The organism is Nocardioides sp. NPDC006303 (assembly GCF_040613175.1).
GTDB lineage: Bacteria > Actinomycetota > Actinomycetes > Propionibacteriales > Nocardioidaceae > Nocardioides.
The window spans coordinates 1-17,227 of the sequence record NZ_JBEXRR010000044.1; the positions used below are offsets into that span (position 1 = coordinate 1).

At 68.3% G+C, this 17,227-nt stretch carries 20 protein-coding genes; 11 read left to right on the forward strand and 9 right to left on the reverse strand.

Annotation, left to right across the window (positions count from 1 at the left end; genetic code table 11):
- Positions 1-142: 142 nt before the first annotated feature.
- A complete protein-coding gene (locus ABZY89_RS24585) occupies positions 143-1,669 on the reverse strand; it encodes a UDP-N-acetylglucosamine 1-carboxyvinyltransferase (RefSeq protein ID WP_350658374.1) in 1,527 nt (508 codons plus the stop codon).
- A gap of 138 nt (positions 1,670-1,807) precedes the next feature.
- Between ABZY89_RS24585 and ABZY89_RS24590 the strand changes: the two genes are divergently transcribed.
- The gene (locus ABZY89_RS24590) at positions 1,808-2,836 is read left to right on the forward strand and encodes a zinc-dependent alcohol dehydrogenase family protein (protein WP_355231440.1); all 1,029 of its coding nucleotides are present in this window, start codon (positions 1,808-1,810) and stop codon (positions 2,834-2,836) included.
- Between the two features lie 57 nt (positions 2,837-2,893).
- Complete coding sequence (locus ABZY89_RS24595; protein WP_355019969.1) at positions 2,894-3,397, forward strand: GNAT family protein; 504 nt, start codon at positions 2,894-2,896, stop codon at positions 3,395-3,397.
- On the opposite strand, the gene ABZY89_RS24600 is transcribed toward ABZY89_RS24595, so the two are convergent.
- Together ABZY89_RS24600 and ABZY89_RS24605 are read right to left on the reverse strand one after the other, a co-directional pair.
- A complete protein-coding gene (locus tag ABZY89_RS24600) occupies positions 3,394-4,287 on the reverse strand; it encodes a lytic transglycosylase domain-containing protein (RefSeq protein ID WP_355231442.1) in 894 nt (297 codons plus the stop codon). The two genes, ABZY89_RS24595 and ABZY89_RS24600, sit on opposite strands and share 4 nt — an antisense overlap.
- A 25-nt stretch (positions 4,288-4,312) precedes the next feature.
- On the reverse strand, positions 4,313-5,011 hold the full coding sequence (locus tag ABZY89_RS24605; protein WP_355231444.1) for an alpha/beta hydrolase: 699 nt from the start codon (positions 5,009-5,011) through the stop codon (positions 4,313-4,315).
- A gap of 758 nt (positions 5,012-5,769) precedes the next feature.
- Between ABZY89_RS24605 and ABZY89_RS24610 the strand changes: the two genes are divergently transcribed.
- From ABZY89_RS24610 to ABZY89_RS24630, 5 genes are all read left to right on the forward strand, one after another.
- Positions 5,770-6,774 (forward strand): LLM class flavin-dependent oxidoreductase, encoded by a 1,005-nt coding sequence (locus ABZY89_RS24610; protein ID WP_355231446.1) that lies wholly within the window; start codon positions 5,770-5,772, stop codon positions 6,772-6,774.
- Between the two features lie 119 nt (positions 6,775-6,893).
- Entirely contained in the window at positions 6,894-7,391 is a 498-nt protein-coding gene (locus tag ABZY89_RS24615; RefSeq protein WP_355019965.1) for a DUF4919 domain-containing protein, read from the forward strand.
- Positions 7,392-7,398: 7 nt separating this feature from the next.
- On the forward strand, positions 7,399-8,175 hold the full coding sequence (locus ABZY89_RS24620) for an SDR family oxidoreductase (protein ID WP_355231448.1): 777 nt from the start codon (positions 7,399-7,401) through the stop codon (positions 8,173-8,175).
- Positions 8,176-8,264: 89 nt separating this feature from the next.
- Entirely contained in the window at positions 8,265-8,564 is a 300-nt protein-coding gene (locus ABZY89_RS24625) for a hypothetical protein (RefSeq protein ID WP_355231450.1), read from the forward strand.
- Positions 8,565-8,611: 47 nt separating this feature from the next.
- Positions 8,612-9,403, forward strand: a complete 792-nt coding sequence (locus ABZY89_RS24630; RefSeq protein ID WP_355231452.1) for a class I SAM-dependent methyltransferase — start codon at positions 8,612-8,614, stop codon at positions 9,401-9,403.
- A gap of 16 nt (positions 9,404-9,419) precedes the next feature.
- Here ABZY89_RS24630 and ABZY89_RS24635 read toward each other — a convergent pair whose 3' ends face one another.
- The 5 genes from ABZY89_RS24635 to ABZY89_RS24655 form a co-directional block, all read right to left on the reverse strand.
- Positions 9,420-10,100, reverse strand: coding sequence for a methionine ABC transporter permease (locus tag ABZY89_RS24635; protein ID WP_355019961.1), 681 nt, complete (start codon positions 10,098-10,100; stop codon positions 9,420-9,422).
- On the reverse strand, positions 10,100-11,146 hold the full coding sequence (locus ABZY89_RS24640; RefSeq protein WP_355231454.1) for a methionine ABC transporter ATP-binding protein: 1,047 nt from the start codon (positions 11,144-11,146) through the stop codon (positions 10,100-10,102). Before ABZY89_RS24640 ends, ABZY89_RS24635 begins: the two co-directional genes overlap by 1 nt.
- The gene (locus ABZY89_RS24645) at positions 11,143-12,081 is read right to left on the reverse strand and encodes a MetQ/NlpA family ABC transporter substrate-binding protein (RefSeq protein WP_355231456.1); all 939 of its coding nucleotides are present in this window, start codon (positions 12,079-12,081) and stop codon (positions 11,143-11,145) included. The genes ABZY89_RS24640 and ABZY89_RS24645 overlap by 4 nt, the downstream gene beginning before the upstream one ends.
- A 149-nt stretch (positions 12,082-12,230) precedes the next feature.
- Positions 12,231-13,076 (reverse strand): ABC transporter permease, encoded by an 846-nt coding sequence (locus ABZY89_RS24650; protein WP_355231458.1) that lies wholly within the window; start codon positions 13,074-13,076, stop codon positions 12,231-12,233.
- A complete protein-coding gene (locus ABZY89_RS24655; RefSeq protein WP_355231460.1) occupies positions 13,073-13,981 on the reverse strand; it encodes an ABC transporter ATP-binding protein in 909 nt (302 codons plus the stop codon). Before ABZY89_RS24655 ends, ABZY89_RS24650 begins: the two co-directional genes overlap by 4 nt.
- A gap of 132 nt (positions 13,982-14,113) precedes the next feature.
- Here ABZY89_RS24655 and ABZY89_RS24660 point away from each other — a divergent pair, with 132 nt between their 5' ends.
- The gene (locus ABZY89_RS24660) at positions 14,114-15,298 is read left to right on the forward strand and encodes a histidine kinase (RefSeq protein WP_355231462.1); all 1,185 of its coding nucleotides are present in this window, start codon (positions 14,114-14,116) and stop codon (positions 15,296-15,298) included.
- The gene (locus ABZY89_RS24665) at positions 15,295-15,966 is read left to right on the forward strand and encodes a response regulator transcription factor (protein ID WP_355231464.1); all 672 of its coding nucleotides are present in this window, start codon (positions 15,295-15,297) and stop codon (positions 15,964-15,966) included. Before ABZY89_RS24660 ends, ABZY89_RS24665 begins: the two co-directional genes overlap by 4 nt.
- 11 nt (positions 15,967-15,977) lie before the next feature.
- On the opposite strand, the gene ABZY89_RS24670 is transcribed toward ABZY89_RS24665, so the two are convergent.
- A complete protein-coding gene (locus ABZY89_RS24670; protein WP_201451019.1) occupies positions 15,978-16,148 on the reverse strand; it encodes a hypothetical protein in 171 nt (56 codons plus the stop codon).
- A 128-nt stretch (positions 16,149-16,276) separates the two neighbouring features.
- Between ABZY89_RS24670 and ABZY89_RS24675 the strand changes: the two genes are divergently transcribed.
- Both ABZY89_RS24675 and ABZY89_RS24680 read left to right on the forward strand, forming a co-directional pair.
- A complete protein-coding gene (locus ABZY89_RS24675) occupies positions 16,277-16,753 on the forward strand; it encodes an AraC family transcriptional regulator (protein WP_355231466.1) in 477 nt (158 codons plus the stop codon).
- Positions 16,754-16,758: 5 nt separating this feature from the next.
- The gene (locus ABZY89_RS24680; RefSeq protein ID WP_355231468.1) at positions 16,759-17,181 is read left to right on the forward strand and encodes a VOC family protein; all 423 of its coding nucleotides are present in this window, start codon (positions 16,759-16,761) and stop codon (positions 17,179-17,181) included.
- The last annotated feature ends 46 nt before the right edge of the window (positions 17,182-17,227 follow it).

The following is a 17,227-nucleotide window of genomic DNA, read 5'->3' on the forward strand; positions in this document are numbered from 1 at the left end:
GCGAGCGCGTCGGCGGCGACCATCCCGACCGTGGAGCCGATCCAGGTGCCGAGCCAGCCCTCCTGAGTGGCCAGGGTGATCGTCGCGACGCCGACTCGACGGAGATCTTGGTCAGGATGAGCCGACTCGGCCCGATCTTCGATCAGATGTCGCGGAAGGCGGTGATGTTCGCGCCGAGCTGGTTGAGCCGCTCGGCGAGGTCCTCGTAGCCACGGGCGATGACGTAGGTCGAACGGAGCACCGAGGTGCCCTTCGAGGCGAGCATCGCGAGCAGCACGACGACGGCGGGACGCAGCGCCGGCGGGCAGACGATCTCGGTGCCGGAGAAGTGGGTCGGCCCCTCGATCATCACCCGGTGCGGGTCCATGAGCGTGACGTTGCCGCCGAGCTTGTTGAGCTCGGTCAGGTAGATCGCCCGGTTCTCGTAGACCCAGTCGTGCAGCAGCGTCTGACCCTGCGCCACCGCGGCGATCGCGGCGAAGAACGGCAGGTTGTCGATGTTGAGGCCGGGGAAGGGGAGCGGGTGGATCTTGTCCAGCGGCGCGTGCAGGATCGAGTGCTTGGTGTTGATATCGACCAGGCGGGTCTTGCCGTTGAGCGCCAGGTACTCCTCGGAGAGGGTGTAGTTGAAGCCCATCTCCTCCAGCGTCGCCAGCTCGATCTCCATGAACTCGATCGGGACGCGCTTGATGGTGATCTCGGAGTCGGTCACGATCGCGGCGGTCAGCAGCGACATCGCCTCGATCGGGTCCTCGCTCGGCGCGTAGTCGACATCGACGTCGATGACCTCGCGGCCGGTGACGCGCAGCGTGGTGGTGCCGATGCCCTCGACCTCGACGCCCAGCTTCTGCAGGTAGAAGCAGAGGTCCTGGACCATGTAGTTGGAGGACGCGTTGCGGATCGTGGTGGTGCCCGGGTGCAGCGCGGCCGCCATCAGGGCATTCTCGGTGACGGTGTCGCCGCGCTCGGTCAGCACAATCGGGCGGCCCGGCTGGATCTCTCGGTTGACGCTCGCGTGGTAGGCGCCGTCGGTGGCCTTGACCTCGAGCCCGAAGGGGCGCAGGGCCGACATGTGCGGCTCGACGGTGCGGGTGCCGAGGTTGCAGCCGCCGGCGTAGGGCAGCTCGAAGGTGTCCAGGCGGTGCAGCAGCGGACCGAGGAACATGATCACCGAGCGCGTACGGCGCGCGGCGGCCTCGTCCACGGCGTCGAGGCGCAGCTCCTTCGGCGGCACGATCTCGAGGTCGTTGTCGTCGTTGAGCCAGCGGGTCTGCACGCCGATCGAGTTGAGCACCTCGATGATCCGGTTGACCTCTTCGATGCGTGCGACCTTGCGCAGCGTCGTACGGCCCCGGTTGAGGAGCGAGCCGACCAGGAGGGCGACCCCGGCGTTCTTCGAGGTCTTGACCGTGATCTCACCCGAGAGCGTCGTCGGGCCGGTGACGCGCAGGTGCGTGGGGCCGGCGCCGATGTCCACGAGGGAGGAGTCCAGAGCGGCACCCACCCGGGCGATCATCTCCAGCGACAGGTTCTGCTGCCCCTGCTCGATGCGGTTGATCGCGCTCTGACTGGTGTTGAGAAGATCGGCGAGCTGTGCCTGGGTCAGGCCCTTGTGCTTGCGCGCATCGCGAATCAGATTCCCGATACGACCTTTGTATCCGTCGGTCATGGTGCACCACCGTAACTCATATATGAGATAAGCCTGGATTCCCCGCGAAGTGTCGGCGTTTCGTTCCGTGACTGTTGCTCGGCTCCCGCCAGGGCCACCGTGTGCAACATCTCGTACGCCGGGTGACAGGATGCCACCATGCGCGCGACGACTATCCATGGGGTGGGCGACATCCGCTTCACCCAGGTACCCGATCCTGCTCTGACGAAGCCCACCGACGCAATCGTCAAGGTGGTGGGCTCCTGCATCTGCGGCTCCGATCTGTGGAACTACCGCGGCTCCAACGGCGACATCGAGGAGCCCCGCACCATCGGCCACGAGTGCATCGGCGTGATCGAGGAGGTCGGCGCCGACGTACGCGACTTCAAGGCCGGCGACTTCGTGATCGTCCCCTTCGACCACTGCGACAACACCTGCCCGCACTGCCTGGCCGGAGTCCAGTCGGTCTGCGAGAACCTCGGCTTCACGGTCAGCGGACAGAGCGAGTACGCACTGGTCAACCAGGCCGACGGCTCGCTGGTCAAGCTCGACGAGACGCCGGACCCGACGATGTACCCCGACCTGCTGGCGCTCACCGACGTGATGGCCACCGGCTGGCACGCCGCGGTCATGTCAGGCCTCGGCAACGGAGCCAAGGGCGGCACCGCGGTCGTGGTCGGCGACGGCGCGGTCGGTCTGTGCGGCGTGCTGGCTGCTGCCCAGCTCGGCGCCGAGCGGGTCGTGGCGATGTCGCGCCACGAGGCCCGTCAGGAGATCGCCAAGAAGTTCGGCGCCACCGACATCGTCGCCGCCCGCGGCAAGGAGGGCGAGGCGGCCGTACGCGAGCTCACCGGCGGCGTCGGCGCCGACTACGTCCTGGAGTGCGTGGGCACCGACCAGTCCTTCAAGACGGCCTCCAAGGTGGCCCGTCCGGGTGCGACCGTCGGGTTCGTCGGTGTCCCGCATGACGTCAACCTTCCGGTCAACGCCCTCTTCCGCACCAACGTCGGCCTCAAGGGCGGGATGGCGCCGGTACGCCGCTACCTCCCCGACCTCCTGCGCCTGACGCTGGAGGGCACGATCAACCCCGGTCTGGTCTTCGACAAGGCGCTGCCGTTCGCGGAGGCCGCCGAGGGCTACCGCCTCATGGACGAGCGGCTCGCGACCAAGGTCCAGCTCACCTACTGATCCACGCAGATCCCGGGCGGGGGATCGGCCGAGCGCCTCATCTGAGAGACTCGGCCGATGCCCCGCACCGACACCATGCGCCTGCGCCCGCTGTCACCAGGTGACGAACACGTCTTCGCCGACTGGGCACACGATGAGGAGTTCCGGGTGGCCAACGGCTGGCCGGAGCGCGACCGCGACGGTCACCTCCGCCACTGGCGCCGGCTGATCGATGCCCCGCCGCCCGAGCTGATCAGGCTCGCAGTCGAGCTCGACGAGGAGGTCGTCGGCTACGCCGACATCCACGGTCTGGCCCCCGACACCCGAGAGCTCGGCATCGCCATCGGCCCCAGCTCTCGGTGGGGCCACGGCCTCGGCCAGCGGGCCATCAAGACCGCGCTCACCTACGGCTTCTCCGTCCTCGACCTGACCCGGATCTGGGCCGAGACGCACGAGACCAACACCCGCGCCAAGAAGCTCTTCGACGCGACCGGCTTCATCGAGACCGGCCGCCACGGCTCCGACACCTACCGCGGCGAGGACGTCAGCCTCGTCCAGTACGCCGTCGAGCGCCCCTACTAGTCGGCGATGCGTACGGGCTTCTTCTGGGGGTAGCCCTCGGGGAGGAGCATGGTGCCGTCCTGGTGGCGGTAGAGCACCTGCCAGTGCCAGTAGAGGTCGTACGCAGCGGGGGACCGCTTCATCTGCTCGGCGTAGGCGCTGACGGCCGCCACGTAGCGGTCGGAGTGGTTGTAGGACCACAACGCGCCGGCCATGTCGCCGGGAGCGCCGTTGTTGGCGAGCATGCGGCCGGCCGCCATGATCGCGTCGGCGGGGTCGTTGATGTCGCCGCCGGCGCCGTACTGGGCGAAGGTCGAGGGCAGGAACTGCATCGGGCCCTGGGCGCCCGCGGTGCTGGTGCCGCGGATGCGACCCATCCGGGTCTCGACCAGGTGGACGGCGGCGAGGTACTCCCAGGGCGTCCCGGTCTCCTGCTGCGCCTTGCGGTAGAGCGGGCGCAGCTCGTCCGGTGTCGGCGGCGTCAGGATCTTCCAGTCCGGGAGCTCGGGCTGAGGATCGGTCATCACCATGAGCTCGCGTGCCGCGGTGATGTCTGACGCGAGCTGGGCGCGGTCGGCACGGCCGAGCGCGCCCAGCACGTCGTCGGCCTTCGCCTTCGACCCGCGGGCGAGGTCGCGGGCGGTCGTCTGCTCGAACAGTGCGGCCTCGCGTACGTCCTCGGCTCCTGGCTCTCCAGCGGCGACCGTCGCCATCGCCTGGGCGAGGCGGTCAGCCAGCGGCACCGACGCATCGTCCAGAGGGACCGTCGTCGTTGACGGGACGGGCGTCGAGGACGGGACAGGTGATGACGCCGACGGGCTGCGGGCCGGATCTGAGGACGGCTCACCGCCACAGCCGGCGACGAGCGCCAGGACTGTGACGGTGGTCAGGGCAGCGAGCCGAGTACGCACGCTCTCGACGCTACCCGAGGGCCGACTACTGGCCGCTGCGGCCGATGCTCTGCCCGATGATGGCCGCGAGCTCGGCCGGCTTGGTCAGCTGCGGCCAGTGCCCGGTGGGCAGGTCGACGAAGGTCGCGTCCTTGTGCTTCGGGATGGCGGCGACCGACTCGGTGCCCTCAGCGATCCACTCCTTCAGATCGGCAGCGGTGTATTCGGGGCAGACGAACACCGCCGGGACCGCGTAGCGACGCTCGTCGCTGAGCTCGAACGGCTCGGAGGTCAGGTTGGCGGGGGAGGGCCGCAGCAGTGCCTCGAAGGTGGCGCGGTCCAGGTCGCGTACGTCGGCCTCGTCGAACTCCTCCCACGGCACCGGCGGCAGGTCGGCGCCGTCGGTGGGGAAGTTCTTGGCCGGGATCGTGCCCGGCTCGGCCGGCCAGCCGCCGACGTAGACCACGGCGGCGACCTTGTCGACGCGAGCATCGAGGGCGGCACCGGCCACCGCGCAGCCCATCGAGTGCCCGACGAGGATCACCGGCGCGGCCGACTCGTCGATGGCGGCCGCCACGGCAGCGACCTGGTCGGCGACATGCACGTCGGATCGGTCGGTCTCGGCCGACTCGAGGCCGGGCAGGGTGAGCGGCCTCGGAGTGTGGCCGGCGTCGGTCAGATGGGGGACGACGAGGTCCCAGGAGGAGGCGTCCAGCCAGAGGCCGGGTACGAGAACGATGTCCATGGAACGATCCTCCACGTGGTTGCGGACGATCTGCTTCCGCCACCAAGCCGTTTTTGAAATTTCCGGCTTTCGAACAAAAGAACGGTGACCACCGCGACTGCGGTGGTCACCGTTCTGGACGCCCGAGACAGCTGACGCCAGGTCGTTCAGCGAGCGCCGGCGACCTCCAGTAGCTCCGCGACCTCGTGGGCGCGGCAGTCGCAGTCGGAGTCGCACGGCAAGAAGCGGTGACGTGCGTGACCGCAGTCGCGGCACGGCATGTCGTGAGAAAGCGTGAAGCTCTGCACCTCAACGGTGTCCCACATAATTAATTCATCCCCCAGAGAATGTTGGTCGGCCTTATATCGGTGAAACTGCATCGGTGAAGCTGCCTGATATGTAACACGATAATCCGCGACTTCGGAAGAGCTCGGACAACACGCCGAGACATTGTTTTCCCTGGTCAGTCGACCGATATGATTATTCGGTCGACCGATAGATAAACTCATAAGGGGCTGCTGTTGATGCCGTGTGGACGTCCGCTTTACCGGGCTCACGAAGGTGATCTTGCCTGTTGATGGAATGAGAACAGAACGCAGAACTGCAGGTCACCACCGACAAGGTGGTGTCAGTTCGGAGCCGATTCCGGAGTGCAGAACAGCCAGAGGCGAAGGTCCCTGCCGCCCTGGGCCACCCGACCCGGTCGTCGTCTGCGGCTGCTCCGAGGGAATCCCGGGGGACTGTTGAGAGTTCTACTAGTCGTGAAGAACATCGGATTCTTGTCTTTCGGCCACTGGACACCGTCGCCCTACTCGCAGACGCAGTCGGCACGAGACGCGCTGATCCAGGGGATCGAGCTCGCGGTCGCCGCCGAGGAGCTGGGGGTCGACGGTGCGTACTTCCGGGTCCACCACTTCGCCCGCCAGTACGCCTCGCCCTTCCCGCTGCTGTCCGCGGTCGGCGCCCGCACCTCGAAGATCGAGATCGGCACCGGTGTCATCGACATGCGCTACGAGAACCCGCTCTACATGGCCGAGGACTCGGCGGCCGCCGACCTGATCTCCGGCGAGCGCCTGCAGCTCGGGATCAGCCGCGGTTCACCCGAGCAGGTCATCGAGGGTTGGCGCTACTTCGGCTACGACCCCGGCGAGAACGCCTCCGAGGCCGATATGGCGCGCGCTCACACCGAGACGTACCTCAAGATCATCGAGGGGGCGCAGTTCGCCGAGCCCAACCCGCGGCCGATGTTCCCCAACCCGCCGGGCAAGCTCCGGGTCGAGCCCTACTCCGCGACGCTGCGCGACCGGATCTGGTGGGGTTCGAGCTCGCTGGCGACCGCGCGCTGGGCTGCGGGCCTCGGGATGAACCTGCAGAGCTCGACGCTGAAGAACGACGAGAACGGCAAGCCCTTCCACATCCAGCAGCGCGAGCAGATCGAGGCCTACCGCGAAGCCTGGAAGGAGGCCGGCCACGAGCGTGAGCCGCGGGTCTCGGTCTCGCGCTCCATCTTCGCCCTCGTCAACGACGAGGACCGGCGCTACTTCGGCCTCGACCGGCAGACCAAGGACCAGATCGGCAACATCGACGACCAGACCCGCGCGATCTTCGGGCGTTCGTACGCCGCCGAGCCCGACGTCCTGGTCGAGGAGCTGGCCGAGGACGAGGCGATCCAGGCCGCGGACACGCTGCTGCTCACGGTGCCGAACCAGCTCGGTGTCGACTACAACGCGCATGCCCTGGAGAGCATCCTGACCCACGTAGCCCCAGACCTCGGCTGGCGCTAGAAACACACGGCCCGCGCAACTTCCGAGTCACAAAAGGGCGCATAATCGTTGTCAACCGCCCCACGTAGCCGCGCCATTGGCTACCGTGCACGGCGACCGTTATTCAAGGGGGACCCCTGTTGGCTACGTACGCTGAGCTGCTTGACGTCTATCTTCGCGAACCGAGCCCGGAGTCGCTGAGAGCCCTACGTGAGGCGATCCTCGAGGCTCCTAACTTCCGGCCCGATCTCGAGATCACCGAGATGATCGCCCCGATGATGTCAGTCGGCGACTACGCCGGCGCGATCGCCGCCGTCCACGGGCTGATGCCCGGCGCGATCTTCAGCCCGTCGGCCCACGCCGCCCTCGCCGACGCCCAGCGCGGCCTCGGCAACCTCGAGCAGGCCCAACGCGAGTCGATCCTGGCCCAGTCAGCACTCGACAGCATCATCAGCACCGGGGAGGGCACCGAGTCCGAGCCATGGTCGGTGCTGCGGACCAGCGACGCCTACGACGTGGTGCTGGCCTCGGGCAAGACGCCGCGTTCACAGGTCGCGGTCGGCAAGCTCGACCGGATCGTGTGCACCGACTCGACGGTCTGGTTCTTCGACACCAGCAACGACTTCGCCAGGGCCTGACCGCGGCGTGCCGAGATCCGTACTGATCACCGGCGCGGCCGCCGGCATCGGCCGGGCGACCGCGCTCCGTTTCGCCCGTGAGGGGTGGCTGGTCGGCGCCTATGACATCGACCTCGACGGCCTGGCATCGCTGACGACCGAGGTCGAGCCGCTCGCCGGGGAGCTGGTCACCGGAACACTCGATGTACGTGATGCCGGGTCCTGGCAGACCGCCCTCGACGGCTTCGTCGCCGTGAGCGGCGGCAGCCTCGACGTACTGGTCAACAACGCCGGCATCATCCAGATCGGCAAGTTCGCCGACCTGCCGCTGGACCGGCAGCAGGCGATCATCGACGTCAACGTCAAGGGCCTGGTCAACGGCTGCCACCTCGCGCGCCCGTTCCTGCGACCCGGCTCCCACGTCGTCAACCTCGCCTCCGCCTCGGCCATCTACGGACAGCCCGGCATGGCGATCTACTCCACGACTAAGTTCGCCGTACGCGGTCTCTCCGAGGCTCTCGACCTGGAATGGTCCGGTGACGGGATCACGGTGACGGCCCTGTGGCCTCTCTTCACCGACACCTCCATGGTGTGGGGTCACGACTTCCCGGCGCTGCGGCGGCTCAAGGTCTCGCTCACTCCCGACGACGTCGCGGAGTCGGTCTACGCCGCCGCGACCAGCGGCCACGGCCTCCTCGGTGGAGTCCATCGCGGCGTCGGCACCAAGGCGCGCGTCCTGCTCGGCCTCTCCGGGGTCACCCCGAGCTGGGCCAACCGGGTGTTCAACCGGCTGATCTCGACCTGATCGAAGCCTCCTGATTGTTCACCGGGTTGTTGCCGGTAGGGACGGTCTGCGTCGGGTTTCTGACGGCCCCGGCGCGCACGCTCGTGAGCATGATGAGTCGCACCTTGCGGATTCTGCTCGCCGGGATGGTTGCCGTCGTACTCGCCTCCGCGGCGCTGAGCGCGGCGAGGGCTGACGAGCCCCGGTCCTCCGACCAGGGGCAGGTCGTCTTCGACCGTCACGAGGTGCCGCCCGAGGACGCGCGGCCGGGTGGTGGCGCGGCGCCGTTCGAGACCGGCGTGGTGATCGTGCTCAACACGCTGCTCCTCGGCGGGCTCCTAGGCGGGATGCTCTGGGCCCGACGGCGGCTCGGCTGCGCCGACTCCACGCTTCCGCGAATGTCCGTATAGCGATATTGCCGTCTCACTTTTCGGGATTCCACGCGTAGAGTCGATGCATGTCGACCTACACCCATGGCCATCACGAGTCGGTCCTGCGCTCGCACAGGTGGCGCACGGCGGAGAACTCCGCTGCGTACCTGCTGCCTCGGCTGAACCCTGAGCAGCGGCTGCTCGACGTGGGTGCCGGGCCGGGGACGATCACGCTCGATCTCGCCGGCCGGGTCGCTCATGTGACCGCCACGGAGATCGGGGAGCCCGAGCTCGAGCTCTCTCGGCAGTCCGCCGAGACCGGGGGAGTCACGAACATCGACTTCCGGGTCGAGGACGTGCACGCGCTGAGCATCGAGGACGATGCGTACGACGTGGTTCACGCCCACCAGGTGCTGCAGCACGTGAAGGACCCGGTGCAGGCGCTGCGGGAGATGCGACGGGTGACGAAGCCCGGGGGCATCGTCGCGGCAAGGGACAGCGACTACGCGGCCTTCGTCTGGTGGCCGGAGTCGGCCGAGCTGACCGAGTGGCTGCGCCTCTACCGTCATGCCGCGCGGGCCAACGGCGGTGAGCCCGACGCGGGTCGGCGGCTGGTCTCCTGGGCACGCGCTGCCGGGTTCGAAGACATCGTGGCCACCTCGAGCACCTGGTGCTTCTCCGCCCCCGAGGACCGCGCCTGGTGGGGCGGTCTGTGGGCCGACCGGTTCACCGACTCGGCGGTCGCTCGCCAGCTCGTCGACTCCGGAGACGCCACGACCGCCGACCTCGCCCGGGTCGCGGACGGGTGGCGGTCGTGGGCTGAGGCGGAGGACGGTTGGTTCTCCGTCCTCCACGGCGAGATCCTGGCTCGCGCCTGAGGGTCGTGGCCGAGCCTCAGCGGCGCAGGATCCGCGCCGAGAGCGTGTTGCCGAGCAGCTGGATGACCTGCACGAGCGCGACCAGGATGAGCACGCAGACCCAGGTGACGGTCGGGTCGTACTGCCGGTAGCCGAAGGTCTGGGCGAAGCTGCCCAGACCGCCACCCGCGATCAGGCCGGCGACCGCCGACATGTCGACGACTGCCACGAAGGCGAAGGTGTAGCCGAGGATGATCGGCGCCAGCGCCTCGGGGAGGACGACGGTGGCGGCGATCCGGGCACGGCTCGCGCCCATCGCCCGGGCGGCCTCGATCACTCCCGGTGGGACGGTCACCAGGTTCTGCTCGATGATCCGGGCGATGCCGAACATCGCGGCGAGGATCAGCGAGAACACCACCGCCGGCATGCCGATTCCGGTGCCGACGACCAGCCGCGCGGCCGGTTGGACGGCGGCGATGAAGATGATGAACGGGATCGGACGGAAGAAGTTGACCAGTACGTTGAGGATGACCGAGACGGTGACGTTCTCGTAGAGCCCACCCTTGCGGGTCAGGTAGAGGCCGAGCGCGAGCAGCAGCCCCAGGGTGCCGCCGATCAGCATCGTCAGCGCGACCATGAGCAGCGTCTCGCCGGTGGCCTGCCAGATGTCCGGCCACAGCTCGCCGAGGCGGGTGTCGGTGGGGAGAGCGGTCAGCATCACACCTCCTTGGTGGTGACGAGGGCGGCCAGCTCGCGTACGGCCTCGTCGACCGAGGTCGTAGGACCGTCGAGGGCGAGCGTCAGGTTGCCGAAGGTGGCGCCCTGGATCTCCTCGATGCCGCCGAAGACGAGCTCGAAGGTGATCCCGCGCTCGAGGAGGACCGCGAAGATGTCGGTCTGGCGGGGCCCGCCCTCGCGCAGCTCGACCTTCACGAACCGGCCGGGATGGCGGGACCGCAGCGCCGCCAGCGCGTCGGGGGCGGGCTCGTCGTCGACGACGGTGCCGACGAAGCGCCGGGTCACCGGCTGTCGCGGCGCCGAGAAGACGTCGTAGACGGCTCCGGACTCGACCACGCGCCCGTTCTCCATGACCGCGACGTGGTCGGCGAGCTCGCGTACGACCTCCATCTCGTGGGTGATCGCCACGATGGTGGTGCCGAACTCCTCGTTGACCCGCTTCAGGAGGCGCAGCACCTCGTGGGTCGTCTCCGGATCGAGTGCGCTGGTGGCCTCGTCGGCGAGCAGCAGGGACGGGTTGGTGGTGAGCGCTCGGGCGATGCCGACGCGCTGCTTCTGTCCGCCCGAGAGGTTGCGCGGATAGGTGTGGGCCTTGTCGGGGAGCCCGACGAAGTGGAGCAGCTCCGAGATCCGGCGCTGCTGCTCGGCCTTGTCGACGCCGGCGATCTGCAGCGGGTAGGCCAGGTTGCCCCAGACCGTACGCGACTCGAAGAGGTTGAACTGCTGGAAGATCATCCCGATGCCCAGTCGGATCGGCCGCAGCTGCCGCTCGTGCAGACCGACCAGCTCGGTGCCGCCGACCTGGATGGAGCCCGAGGTGGCGGGCTCGAGGCCGTTGAGCAGCCGGACCAGCGTGGACTTGCCGGCGCCGGAGTAGCCGACGATCGCCTGGATGTCACCGGCGGCGATGTCGAGGTCGACGTCGACCACGGCGTGGACCTCGTTGCGGCCCTTCGCTGCCGGGTAGGTCTTGGTGACGTTGCGGAGCCGCACAAGCGGCTCCGCAACGATGGCCGAGTGCGTCACTGACGCTCCTCGACCTGCTTCTCGGTGTCATCGAGCGACTTCTGCAGGTCCTCGACCGGGATCTTCACCAGCTCGGCGGTGTTGCCGGAGGTCTCGTAGACCCCCTGCTGGACGTCCTCGTTGGTCTGGAAGATCTCGACGAGCTTCTTGTAGGTCGCGTTGTCCTTGTCCTCGGCGCGTACGGCGAAGATGTTGACGTAGGGGAGCGCCTTCGGGTCGGAGGGGTCGTCGGTCGCGAGAGCGTCCTCGAACTTCAGGTCGGCGTCCTCGACGAAGTCGTTGTTGATGATCGCCGCGGCGACGTCGGGGAGCGAGGAGGCGGTGATCGAGGCCTGGACCGCCCGGACCTTCACCTTGGACGCGGCCGTGTCGACCTCCTTGACGGTGCTGAACGGGGTGCCACCGTCGGTCAGCTCGATCAGGCCCTTGGACTGCAGCAGCACCAGGCCGCGGGCCTGGTTGGTCTCGTCGTCCGGGACGATCACGGTGTCGCCGGCCTTGATGTCGTCGAGCGAGGAGTACTTCGAGGAGTAGAGACCCAGGGGATAGGTCGCGGTCGAGCCGAGCGCCACCAGGTCGTCGTCGTTCTGGACGTTGTAGTCGGCCAGGAAGATGATGTGCTGGAACTGGTTGAGGTCGAGCTCGCCCTCCGACAGCGCCGGGTTGGGCTGGTTGTAGTCACCGAAGTTCTTGACCTCGAGGTCGATGCCCTCCTCGCGAGCGGCGTCCTGGAAGGTCTTCCAGTAGGGGTCGTCGGCGCCGACGACGCCGATGGAGACCTTGGTGAGCTCGCTGCCGGCGTCGTCGTCGCGGGTGAGGAAGAAGGCGAGGCCGCCGATCACGATGGCGGCGACGACGACGATCCCGATGATCAACGGGAGTTTTGACTTGGGAGCCTCGATGAGCGGGGTGGGCTCAGGCGTGTTGGAGGACACGGGTGGGAACCTCTTCTGGATGTCGAAAGTGCTGGAACAACGCGGTTGTTGTCCACCAACACAGTAGACTTAACGAGGATCACACCCGCGCACGCGGCCACACCCCGAGATCATGTCATCGACATGCCTCGAGGTGTGTTAGGCGCCGTTCACGCGAGGTCGCGTCGCCTCATCACGACCACTGCTGCGGCCGCTGCGACCAGGACGTACGCGGCGACGGTGATCAGCGCCCGCTCGCCGGAGATCGCGTCGAGGACACCCGGGGTGCCGTTGGGCCCGCCGATGATCGCTCCGGCCAACGAGCCTCCGGCAGTGCCCGGGAGGGCGTCGGTGACGGTCTCGATGCCCGGCAGCAGGCTGCCGACACCGCGGAGCAGGTTCTCCACCACCAGCGACCAGACCAGGCCCAGCCCGACGGCGAGCGCTGGCCCCTTGGCGAGCACGCCGATGAGGAACCCGAGCAGCGCCCACATCTCCAGCACCAGGAACCCGGAGCCGAAGGACTGCGCCAGGTCGCTCAGGGCCGGCATGGTGATCGACTGGCCTTCGCTCGCCGCGATCGCAACCGAGACGCCCGCGCACAGTGCCAGGGTCGCGGTCATCATCGCGAAGATGAAGATCGTCACCGCGGTCAGCGAGCCGCCGACGGCGGCGAACCGGCTCGGCCCCTGGGTGAAGACCGTCTTCCAGGTGCCCCAGCCGAACCCGTTGCCGGCCACCAGCGCTCCGACCACCATCGCGAGGGCACCGCCGAACATCGGCAGGCCGCTGACGATGACGTCCGGGATCGCGCTCGGCATCAGCTCGGAGAGCAGCTGGGCGTTGCTGGCGCCGTCGCCGGCGAAGTTGTCGTCGCCGGTCTTGTAGGCGACGTAGTTGAAGACGTACCCGAAGGAGAGCGACAGCGCCAGCCAGGCGCCGACGATCACCCAGATCGCCGACCACTTGCGAAGTCGCAGCAGCTCGGCGCGGGTGCTGTTCACAAAGGTGTTCATGACACGAGCTCCTTGTTGCTGGTCATCTCGAAGAAGGCGTCCTCCAGGGAACGCTCCGCGACGGTGACCTCGTGGACATCGATGGAGTGGGCGACCAGATGACGTACGACATCGGGGGCCGCGGTGACGGGCAGGTCGACCTCTAGCGTCTCGTTGCCTATGCGGCGTACGCCCTCGTCGCCGGCCATCCGCATCAGTGCAGCCAAGGCGGCGTCCTCGGGGGTGGCCCGAACCCGTAGGGTCGCGCCACCGCGCAGATCCGCGACGGTCGACTCGCGCAGCAGGCGGCCGTTGTTGATCACACCGACGCGATCGCAGATCTCCTGCACCTCCGCGAGGATGTGGCTGGAGAGGATCACCGTCTGACCGGCCTCGGCGAGCGCGACGACCAGGGCCCGCATGTCGGCCATGCCCGCCGGGTCGAGCCCGTTGGTGGGCTCGTCGAGGACCAGCAGGTCCGGTGAGCCGAGCATCGCGGCGGCGACGCCGAGGCGCTGCTTCATCCCGAGCGAGTAGCCCTTGAAGGCGTCCTTCGCCCGGTCGGCGAGGTCGACCATCTCGAGCACCCGGTCGACCTCGGTGTTCGGCAGCCCCTGGTAGCGCGCCATCGTGCGCAGGTTGTCGCGGCCGTTCAGATAGGGGTAGAAGCCGGGGCCTTCGATCAGGGCGCCGATACGGGCAGTGACCTCGGGTCGTCCGGCGGGACGACCCAGGACGCTGGCCGATCCGGCGGTGGGCCGGATCAGGCCGAGCATCATCCGCAAGGTGGTCGTCTTGCCGGCCCCGTTGGGGCCGAGGAAGCCGTACACCTCGCCACGCATGACGGTCATGCTGACCCGGTCGACGGCGAGTCTGTCGCCGTACCGCTTGGTCAGCCCGTCGGTCTCAACCACTCGTTCGTTCATGCCTCTCACGCTCTCGTGGCGGCCCACGGTTGGCGTCGGCGTCGGCGATGCTCCCGGTTACGCAGATCTGCGTAGGCGGCTGGCCGCATTTGTCGTACGCCTCGCACGGCCGCGCGAACTAGGGTCAGGTCCATGTCCCGGATCCGTCGCCACTGGCTGCCGTGGCTGGTCGTCGTGGTGGAGCTGGTCGGCTCGCTCGGCAGCAACGCCCGCACCGACACCCGGGGACCGGCGCTGCTCGGGGCACTGCTCGCCCTCGTCGCTGTCCTCCCGGTGCTCCTGCAGCGGCCTCGCGGCTGGGTGCTCGCGGTCAGCGGGCTGTGCGCCGGCGTCTACTTCACCGCGGGCTATGCCGAGGGGCCGATCTTCATGGCGGTGCCCGTGGTCACCTTCGCGGTGGCGCTGTCGCTGCCGCCGCGACGCTGGATCGGGTGGGCGGTCGTGGCCGCGGCGCTGGTCGCCACCGGGATGGTGCTGAATTCCGAGAGCCCGCAGTTCGACGGTGGTCCCGGACGAGGGCCCTGGGGACAGGGTGGCGGCCCGGAGGGTGACCTCTCGCTGTGGCAGGCATTCGGGCAGGTGGCGCTCATCGCCGCCTGCGGTGCGATCGCGAGCGCGCTGCGCTCGCGCAACGAGGCCCGGGCCCAACGGCAGCGACGGGTGGTCAGCGAGGAGCGGGTGCGGATGGCCGCCGACCTGCACGACGGCGTCGGTCACGGGCTCGCGGTGATCGCGATGCAGGCCGGTGCCGCGCTGCACGTCCTCGACCGCGATCCCGAGGCTGCCCGCCGCAACCTGGAGGCCATCCGTGCCGAGAGCAAGGAGTCGCTCGACCTGCTGCGCCGGCAGCTGGCCCGGCTGACCGACACCGAGCCCGGCGCCGGTCCGGCCCCGCGGGCACCGGAGCACGGGCTCGCCGACCTGCCTGCTCTCGTCGAGCGGGTGCGCACCGGGGGACTGGAGGTCTCGCTCCGCCTCGAGGTGGATTCGGCGTCGGCCGAGGCCGAGCGGGCCGCGTACGCCGTGGTCCAGGAGGGGCTCACCAACGTGCTGCGGCATGCCGGAGCGACGCGAGCCGAGGTGGCGATCGTCTCGACTCCTGCGGCCGAGATGGTCGTGACAGTCGACGACGACGGGCGGGGATCGGACATGTTGAGCGGGGAAAGGCGTCCCGGGATGGGAATTGTGGGAATGCGGTCGCGCGTGGAGGCACTTGGGGGCACCCTAGAGGCGGGGCCGGAGGTACGGGGCTTCCGGCTGCGGGCTTCCCTCCCGCTTTCAGGGTCCTCAGCGGGTGGCGCGGAGGGGCTGGCATGAGCATCACCGATCACACGCTGATCACGGTTGCTCTGGTCGATGACCAGCCCCTCGTGCGTATGGGCCTGGCGACGATGATCGGCGCCGAACCCGATCTGGAGGTCGTCGGCGAAGCCTCCGACGGCAGCGCCGCCCTGCCGATGCTGCGCCGCACCCACCCCGACGTCGTCCTGTGCGACATCCGGATGCCGGTCCTCGACGGCCTCGGGATGCTGGAGCAGGTCACCCGCGACCCCTCGCTGAAGGACGTACGGGTGGTGATGCTGACGACCTTCGAGCTCGACGAGTACGTCTTCGAGGCGCTGCGGCTGGGCGCGAGCGGGTTCCTGCTCAAGGACGCCGAGCCGGTCGCGCTGCTCGATGCGATCCGGGTCGTCGCCGACGGCGGCTCGCTGCTCGCCCCGACGGTGACCAAGCGGGTGATCGAGGAGTTCGGCTCTTCACGCCGGGCGACGAACCCGCACCCGCGGCTGGGTGATCTGACCGAGCGTGAGCGGGAGATGGTCGCCTGGGTGGCCACCGGCCGCTCCAACGCCGAGATCGCCGCCGAGCTCGTGGTCAGCCCCGACACGGTCCGCACGCACGTCTCGCGCGCGATGGTGAAGCTGCATGCCCGTGACCGCGCCCAGCTCGTCGTCTTCGCGATCGAGTCGGGCCTGAAGATCTAGTCGGATCCGGATCAGGCGGCGAGCGGGACGCTGCCCGGCATCACGACGGGGGCACAGCCGCAGGTGTCGCTGCAGGCGAGGTAGGTGTGCACCTCGTGGCCGCACCGCGGGCACGGCAGGAAGTGCGACATCGGGAAGCTGCGTACGTTGGTGTTCTCGGAGTGCTGAGCTGTGTCCCACATGACTTTCTCCTATCCGCGTTTTGTTCCTTCACCTACTCCACGAATGGCAGCACGCGTTTTCGACATCACCGGCTCGACGAGTTCTGGCTTCCCCAAAATGGGCTGCCTCGAAATGCGAAGATCCTGTGGTGACGACGAAGACCGGTGGTGGGCAGAGCCAGGAGCAGCGCCTGCGCGACCTCAAGCTGCTCCGCAAGGTCAAGGACCGGATCGACCGGGAGTACGCGCAGCCGCTGGACGTGGAGGCTCTCGCTGCCGGCGTACACATGTCGGCCGGCCATCTGAGCAGGGAGTTCAAGAAGGCCTACGGCGAGCCGCCGTACTCCTATCTGATGACCCGCCGCGTGGAGCGGGCGATGACGCTGCTGCGGCGCGGTGATCTCAGCGTCACCGACATCTGCTTCGCGGTCGGCTTCGGGTCGCTGGGGACGTTCTCGACGCGGTTCAGCGAGCTCGTCGGGATGTCGCCGAGCGTCTACCGCGAGAAGGCCACCGAAGGCGGCGGCGGGATCCCGCCGTGCGTCTCCAAACAGGTCACCCGGCCGATCCGGCGCAGTTCGATCAGGAATGAAGAAGCGAAGGTGCCGGACCCCTACGTAGGTTGAGATCCATGGACATCAACATCTGCCACAGCTACCTTCCGCACACCGACCCCGAGGCCTCGCTGAGGTTCTACCGCGACCTGCTCGGATTCGAGGTGAGGAAGGACGTCGGGTACGAGGCGATGCGCTGGCTCACGATCGGACCGCCGGCGCAGCCCGCCGTGAGCGTCGTCCTCTACCCGCCGCTCGCCGACCCGAACATCAGCGAGGAAGAGGGCCAGGTCATCCAGGAGATGATGGCCAAGGGCACCTTCGCCAGCCTGATGCTCTCCTCCACCGACATCGACGCCGCGTTCGAGAAGATCCAGGCCGGTATCGAGGCCAGCGGCGGCGAGATCATGTCGGAGCCGACCGACCAGGACTGGGGCATGCGGGACTGCTCCTTCCGTGACCCGGCCGGCAACACCATCCGGCTGCAGCAGGTCAAGTGAGTCGGAAATGTGCAGGCCTGGATTCACGCCTCCGACTAGCCTGATC

Excerpts from the sequence above, each read along its gene's own strand:
- ABZY89_RS24585 (WP_350658374.1), bottom strand. The coding sequence starts at position 1,669 with ATGACCGACGGATACAAAGGTCGTATCGGGAATCTGATTCGCGATGCG.
- ABZY89_RS24590 (WP_355231440.1), top strand. The coding sequence starts at position 1,808 with ATGCGCGCGACGACTATCCATGGGGTGGGCGACATCCGCTTCACCCAG.
- ABZY89_RS24595 (WP_355019969.1), top strand. The coding sequence starts at position 2,894 with ATGCCCCGCACCGACACCATGCGCCTGCGCCCGCTGTCACCAGGTGAC.
- ABZY89_RS24605 (WP_355231444.1), bottom strand. The coding sequence starts at position 5,011 with ATGGACATCGTTCTCGTACCCGGCCTCTGGCTGGACGCCTCCTCCTGG.
- ABZY89_RS24625 (WP_355231450.1), top strand. The coding sequence starts at position 8,265 with ATGATGAGTCGCACCTTGCGGATTCTGCTCGCCGGGATGGTTGCCGTC.
- ABZY89_RS24630 (WP_355231452.1), top strand. The coding sequence starts at position 8,612 with ATGTCGACCTACACCCATGGCCATCACGAGTCGGTCCTGCGCTCGCAC.
- ABZY89_RS24635 (WP_355019961.1), bottom strand. The coding sequence starts at position 10,100 with ATGCTGACCGCTCTCCCCACCGACACCCGCCTCGGCGAGCTGTGGCCG.
- ABZY89_RS24650 (WP_355231458.1), bottom strand. The coding sequence starts at position 13,076 with ATGAACACCTTTGTGAACAGCACCCGCGCCGAGCTGCTGCGACTTCGC.
- ABZY89_RS24655 (WP_355231460.1), bottom strand. The coding sequence starts at position 13,981 with ATGAACGAACGAGTGGTTGAGACCGACGGGCTGACCAAGCGGTACGGC.
- ABZY89_RS24660 (WP_355231462.1), top strand. The coding sequence starts at position 14,114 with ATGTCCCGGATCCGTCGCCACTGGCTGCCGTGGCTGGTCGTCGTGGTG.
- ABZY89_RS24665 (WP_355231464.1), top strand. The coding sequence starts at position 15,295 with ATGAGCATCACCGATCACACGCTGATCACGGTTGCTCTGGTCGATGAC.
- ABZY89_RS24670 (WP_201451019.1), bottom strand. The coding sequence starts at position 16,148 with ATGTGGGACACAGCTCAGCACTCCGAGAACACCAACGTACGCAGCTTC.
- ABZY89_RS24680 (WP_355231468.1), top strand. The coding sequence starts at position 16,759 with ATGGACATCAACATCTGCCACAGCTACCTTCCGCACACCGACCCCGAG.